This window comes from Halochromatium sp., assembly GCF_054919635.1.
Genome location: NZ_JBUDPI010000230.1, coordinates 1 through 6,342 on the forward strand (window position 1 = coordinate 1; position 6,342 = coordinate 6,342).

At 61.7% G+C, this 6,342-nt stretch carries 7 protein-coding genes; 3 read left to right on the top strand and 4 right to left on the bottom strand.

Annotated elements, in window-relative coordinates; translation table 11 throughout:
- Positions 1 to 157: 157 nt before the first annotated feature.
- Genes ACY693_RS13305 through ACY693_RS13315 form a run of 3 tightly spaced genes read left to right on the top strand, consistent with a single transcriptional unit; the run spans position 158 to position 3,078 of the window.
- Positions 158 to 1,348, top strand: a complete 1,191-nt coding sequence (locus ACY693_RS13305) for an acetylornithine/succinylornithine family transaminase (protein WP_462322315.1) — start codon at positions 158 to 160, stop codon at positions 1,346 to 1,348.
- 47 nt (positions 1,349 to 1,395) lie between these two features.
- Complete coding sequence (argF, locus tag ACY693_RS13310; protein ID WP_462322316.1) at positions 1,396 to 2,328, top strand: ornithine carbamoyltransferase; 933 nt, start codon at positions 1,396 to 1,398, stop codon at positions 2,326 to 2,328.
- A gap of 33 nt (positions 2,329 to 2,361) precedes the next feature.
- Positions 2,362 to 3,078 carry a TIGR04211 family SH3 domain-containing protein gene (locus tag ACY693_RS13315; RefSeq protein WP_462322310.1) on the top strand — a complete coding sequence of 239 codons (717 nt, stop codon included), beginning with the start codon at positions 2,362 to 2,364 and terminating at the stop codon, positions 3,076 to 3,078.
- Positions 3,079 to 3,130: 52 nt separating this feature from the next.
- Here the strand turns inward: ACY693_RS13315 and ACY693_RS13320 are convergent, their stop codons facing one another.
- The 4 genes from ACY693_RS13320 to ACY693_RS13335 form a co-directional block, all read right to left on the bottom strand.
- Positions 3,131 to 3,643 (bottom strand): hypothetical protein, encoded by a 513-nt coding sequence (locus ACY693_RS13320; protein WP_462322311.1) that lies wholly within the window; start codon positions 3,641 to 3,643, stop codon positions 3,131 to 3,133.
- Between the two features lie 202 nt (positions 3,644 to 3,845).
- The gene (locus tag ACY693_RS13325) at positions 3,846 to 4,829 is read right to left on the bottom strand and encodes a hypothetical protein (protein ID WP_462322312.1); all 984 of its coding nucleotides are present in this window, start codon (positions 4,827 to 4,829) and stop codon (positions 3,846 to 3,848) included.
- Between the two features lie 72 nt (positions 4,830 to 4,901).
- Complete coding sequence (sohB, locus tag ACY693_RS13330; RefSeq protein WP_462322313.1) at positions 4,902 to 5,975, bottom strand: protease SohB; 1,074 nt, start codon at positions 5,973 to 5,975, stop codon at positions 4,902 to 4,904.
- A 142-nt stretch (positions 5,976 to 6,117) separates the two neighbouring features.
- On the bottom strand, positions 6,118 to 6,342 hold a 225-nt coding region (locus ACY693_RS13335), incomplete at its 5' end, for a thymidylate synthase (protein WP_462322314.1).

Genomic DNA, 6,342 nt, shown 5'->3' on the forward strand with positions numbered 1-6,342 from the left:
TTCTGTTTACTCGATCATTTAGCCACGCGTCATCTGGACACGCTCGATGCCGGCCGGCTCCGATCGAAGACCTAGAGAGACCATCGTGAACGGCCCTGACAACGCCAGCAACCCACTGGGCAATGAGCCTCCAACGCCGACAAGCGACGCAGCACTGATGGGAACCTATAAGCGGCTGCCTGTTGCTTTCGCGCGCGGCGAAGGCGCATGGCTCTGGGATCGCGACGGCAAACGCTATCTCGATGCACTTGCCGGGATCGCGGTCTGCGGGCTGGGCCACGCTCACCCCAGCGTGCGAGACGCCCTCTGTGATCAAGCTGGCACCCTGATTCATACCTCCAACCTCTACCAGGTTCCGCAGCAAGCCGAGCTCGGTACCCGCCTATGTGGCGCAGCCGGCATGGACCGTGTGTTCTTCGGTAATTCTGGCGCCGAAGCGAACGAGGCCGCGATCAAACTGGCACGTCTGTACGCCCATCAACGCCGCATCTCGAGCCCGGCGATCCTGGTCATGGAGAACGCCTTTCATGGCCGGACCCTGGCGACGCTCACCGCAACCGGCAACCGCAAGGCTCAAGCCGGCTTTGAGCCCCTGGTACAGGGCTTTGTGCGAGTGCCCTACAACGACATCGCAGCGGTCGAGACCGCCGCTGCTAACCGGCCGAACATCGTCGCTGTGATGGTCGAGCCCATTCAGGGCGAAGGCGGCATCATCATTCCAGATGACGATTACCTACCTCAGCTCCGGGCCCTCTGTGATCGTCACGGCTGGCTGCTCATGGTCGACGAGATCCAGACTGGCATGGGTCGCACCGGACGGCTTTTTGCGCATCAGTGGACGGGCATCAAGCCCGACGTGATCACCCTGGCTAAGGGGCTTGCGAATGGTGTCCCCATCGGTGCTTGCCTCGCCAGCGGCACTGCCGCTGAGGTCCTCGGGCCTGGCAGCCACGGCTCGACCTTCGGAGGCAACCCGCTCGCCTGCTGCGCCGCATTGAGCGTGCTCGACACCCTCGAGCGCGACGAGCTGGCATCCCGGGCGGCGGTGCTTGGCGATCACTTGCTCGATGGCTTCCGCACTCGCCTCAATGGCGTTGCTGGCGTTCGAGACATCCGCGGACGCGGGCTAATGATCGGGATCGAGCTCGATCAGCCTTGTCCCGAGCTGGTGACCGCAGCGCTGGCACGAGGGCTGCTCATCAATGTGACAGCAGGCTCGGTGGTGCGTCTGTTACCGCCGCTGATCATCGACGATGATCAAGCGACCGAGATCGTCGAGACGGTCTCGGAGCTCATCCGGGTGTACTTAAGCACATCGACCGACACCACCGCAGGAAGCCCGTCGTGACCATCGATAGCAGGCCCCCTGTACCCCATCGCATTGTGCCCAAGGCGATGATGCCAAAGCACTTTCTGACCCTGCTCGATCTCGATGAAGGGGAGGCCAAGCGCCTCATCCGCCGGGCGACGGAGCTGAAGCAGCTGCGGCAGCGAGGCGAAGACTATCGACCACTGGTTGGCTACACGCTCGCAATGGTGTTCGAGAAGTCCTCGACCCGCACACGAGTCTCGTTCGAAGCAGGAATGTCGCAGCTCGGAGGCACGGCAATGTTCCTGTCGCCAAGGGACACCCAGCTCGGCCGAGGCGAGCCGATCGAGGACAGCGCCCGGGTCCTATCACGGATGGTCGATGCCGTGATGATCCGCACCTTCGAGCATGAGACCTTAACGCGATTCGCTGAACATTCGCAGGTGCCGGTAATCAACGGACTGACCGACCGCTTTCATCCCTGCCAGCTGCTCGCGGACATGCAAACCTATGTTGAGCATCGTGGATCGATCCGCGGGCGCCGCGTTGCGTTCGTCGGCGATGGCAACAACATGTGCCATTCCTATATCAATGCAGCTCGCCTGTTTGGCTTTCAGCTGTGCATCGCTTGCCCGCCCGGCTTCGAGCCCGACCCCGACGTCCTAGCCACGGCCCCAGACCATTGCACCCTCATGCATGATCCGGCAGAGGCTGTCGAGGACGCCGATCTGGTTGTTACCGATGTCTGGGCCAGCATGGGGCAGGAAAGCGAGGAGGATCAGCGTAAGGCGGTGTTCGCCGACTTTTCCGTCACCGCAGCGATCATGGCAAAGGCGCGACCCAATGCCCTCTTCATGCATTGTCTGCCGGCACATCGCGGCGAAGAGGTGAGCGCCGAGGTCATCGATGGCCCTCAGTCGGTGGTTTGGGATGAAGCTGAGAACCGCCTTCATGCCCAGAAGGCGCTGCTCGAGCTACTGCTCGCGCCGCAGCCGGGCTCCGAGCCACCGGCTTACTGAACCGTCGTCGACAGCGGGCTCTACCCTGATCCAATGCAGTCGCTGCGTCATGGCCCTCGCCCGCGTCACCTGATCGGCCTTTGCCTGGCTGCAGGGCTGATCGCCTCAGCCCCCGGGGTTATTGCTCAAACCCAAACGCGCTATGTCACCGATCAATACAATTTCAACCTGCGCAGCGGCGAGAGCACGCGCTACAAGATCCTGCGCCAATTGCCGAGCGGGACACCGCTGACGGTCCTGAGCATCAATGAGGCAAGTGGTTACGCGCGAGTCCGAACCGAAGAAGGCCTGACTGGATACATCCTGCTGAGCTATTTGCAGGATGAGCCCGCTGCACGCAGCGAGCTCGAGACTATGCGTGCCAGACTCGCCGCACTCCAGCAAGAGCCAGACAAGCTCGCGGCACAACTGAGTGCGCTGCAAAACAAGCATGCTGAGCTTGAGGCCAATGCGAAGGCGCTCAAGCGCGACAAGCAAGAGCTTGAAGCCGAGCTCGCCGAGATCCGCCATGCAGCCACGAACGCGCTCCAGATCGATCGCGAACGCCGCCAGCTGCAGCAGCAGGTCTCCAACCTATTGCTTCAAGTCGACCAGCTCGAGCACCGCAATCTCGAGCTCAGCAACAAGACTCGGCAACACTGGTTCCTGATCGGCGCTGCGGTAGTCGCCGGCGGCATCCTCATCGGCCTTATCCTGCCAAACCTGCGTCTGCGCCGACAGCGCAGCCCTTGGAGCAGCTCCTCACTCTGAGCTCAGGACTGGGGTCTGATAGTGAGCCTGAGAATTGGGCCCCGATCCGCTGTCAGATCCCCCTCAGGTCCCCCTGGACCCATTGGCAATTCGCCGGAGTCATCCCTTGCTCACAGCGGTTGATACAGAGCCTGTAACGAACCGATGCGTTACGCTCTGCGAGGGACTTGGCGAGGAAGGGGCGAATGACATAGGTGGTGTCGGAATGCGCATGGATACGGGTTCCACGGCAGGCGGCTTCGGTGCTGAAGATCTTCGCACTGCCCCCACCAAAGGTCGGCTCTAGCACATCGAAATAGACATTCGGGTTATCGCTCTCGAGCTGCGCCGTCAAGACTTGGCCCTTGACCACACCAACGACATAGACCGCCGTTTTATAACCGTCGATGGTGGCATCGACAATGGTTCCGCCGTTGGCTTCGAAGCTTGGCGTCTCCAAGGTTTCATCGAGCGACAGCATCCGCTGCGCTGCGGTCGTGTTAGGCTCAGGCCGCTGAACACCCCCAGCGCAGGCCAGAAGCAGACTCGAGAGCAATAGAACGGCGAGAGGACGCAACAGTCGCATAAGGGGCTCCTACTAGGGCGCGCGGCAGAGGGATGACGATGCCGTCACTCGGAATCATTCTATGCTAGACGCATACCGTCGGCTATCAGCGCCTTGCCCCTAGCTACGGGATCACGAGCGACATCCCTGGCGAAAGCCTGTCTGGCGTTATTAGCAGATCGCGATTGGCGTCATAGATCCGCTCCCAGGCGCTAGCATCACCTTATACGCGAGCGCTGATCCGCGAGAGCGTATCCGCCGCTCGTACCTCGTAGAATACGGGCGCCGCAGCCTGCATGACCGCAGGCTCCCGGGATTGATTGGTGCCGACCTCATTTAGCGATGGAGCCACCCTGTTTGACGTGGGAGCCGCACTTGATGCGAGCGCAGCGGTCGCCGACGGAGCGCTCTGACCGTCTGTCGGTATGATCGCGGTTTCGTTCGCCGGTCGCGCAATCGATCGAACCGACGGCAACTCAGCCTCTGCACCGATCGCGCGAGACGGTTGGCCGTTGCCATTGAAACGCGCGACCCGAGCCTCGGCAGTCGCGAGTCGGCGCTCAAGCTCGACCGCCTGTTGCAGGGCCTCGGCCTGTCGGGTCCTCGCGATTGCTAGCTCCTTGCTCAAGCGTTCGATCTCGGTCTCAGCGTGCGCCTGGGCCTCGTTCATCGCAGCCACGGCCTTTTCCGCCTTCTCGGCGCGGCGACGAGCCTCATCGAGGGCGGGCTGCTGTTGCTGTAACCGTGCATTGAGATCGGCAAGCTCGCCTCGACAAGCGGTCAACGCATCGCCCACGGACACCGATGCATCGTTCTCCACGCGCGAAGCCACCGGCGCAAGCGCATCCAGGCCCGACATGAGGCCACGCAGGAGATCGGACTGAATAGCAACTTGGGCTCGCAACTGAGTGGTCTCCTGCGCGAGCGTCTCGATTCGCTCATTGATCTGGCCGCTGCCGCTTGCCGCGACCTTAACGGATTCTTGAGGTAACAGCCCATCGGTCTCAACGTGCTGATCGAGCGTCGGCTGAGCCGAGACCAAGCTCAGCTTGAGCAGCCCAGCTAGCACGAGCCAATGGCGGCGGGCTAGCGCCACAGGCGAGCGCCGACCCCGACTCTCGATGCGATCGCCGCTACAAAGCACTGGCTCTGATTGGATATGGGCTGTGCTCATCGCCTTAGCTGCGCTATCGCGACCGAAGACCATCAGCGTCAATCCCTCTTAAGGTGACTTTAGGCGACGCTAACGAGATCGGCAGCCGCTTCGCGCTGCAATCGCTCAACCCCTGCCTTGATTGAGTATACCGCGCCCGACGCGGCGCCAGAGCAGCCCAGCAAGAGCGGTGAGCGACCGGGCACCGCCGTGTATGTCCTCGCCGCTGACCGCTCCGAGCAAGCGCTGGAGTGCGCGCTTGCGGGCGCGATATCGAACCTTGTAAATATTCGCTTCATCCCGGATTGACAGCAGATAGTCATCACTGGTCTGCACCGCATCAACGAGTCCCAGACCGAGCGCTTGCTCGCCATGCCAATACTCACCGGTCGCCACCTTGCTGAGATCGAGCTCAGGTCGGTAGGTGGCGATGAACGACTTGAACTGGCCGTGAGTCTCCTCAAGCTGCTCGCGCAGCTTGGCCCGGCCTTCATCGGTATTCTCACCAAACAGCGTCAGGGTCCGCTTGTGCTCGCCGGCCGTATGCAGCTCGAAGTCGACGCCCTTCTGCTGCAGCAGCCGATGAAAATTCGGCATCTCGGCGAGAACACCGATCGAGCCAACGACTGCGAACGGTGCGGCAAGGATCCGATTGGCGACACAGGCCATCAGATAGCCCCCACTCGCGGCCACCTTGTCGACCGCGACGGTCAGCGGAATGCCCGCAGTCCGGAGGCGCAGCAGCTGCGATGCCGCCAGCCCGTGCTCATGCACGGCACCACCGGAGTTTTCCAAGCGCAGCAGCACCTCATCCTCTGCACTCGCCGTCATCAGTAATGCCGAGATCACCTCGCGCAGCGTACCCACCTCCGAGGCCATCAGGTCGCCATGGAAGTCGATCACGAAGAGCCGCCGCTTATCAGGCTCATCGGCCTTCGCCCGCGCCTTCTCGGCCTTACGCTCGGCCTTGAAGGCCTTCTTGGCGACCTTGGGCGGCAGCGTTGCGGCCTTGATGATCGCCGCCATCTGCGCGTAGCGATCGTTGAGATCGACCACGTCGAGACGACTCCCATCATCATCGTCGTCGGTCGAATCACTATGCCGTGACCTCATGACAAGCACGAGCAGAAGGGCAATCGCCAACACCCAGGTCAGCGTCTTGGCTACAAAGAGACCGTATTCGATCAGGGCTTCAATCATCAGCGTCGTGCAGAAACGTTGTGTCCGTGAATGGGAAGATCACAGCTCATCAGGTATGGCTCGATAGCCCGGACAATGAAACTGCAAGGAAGATGCAAGCTCATCGGCGTCGATCGGTAGCACCGCGCCGATTTGAGGCCTATCAGACTGCGATCGGCGCGCGGATCGGCGGATGCGGGTCATAGCCCTCGATACTAAAGTCCTCAAGCCGATAGTCGAACAGGCTTGTGGGTCGGCGCAGGATGTGCAGGCGTGGCAGTGGCCTAGGCTCACGTCGCAGCTGCTCGTAGACGATGTCGTCGGTCAAGTGGTTACGATAGAGGTGAAGATCGCCAAACGTATGCACCAGCTCACCAACGTCGAGGTC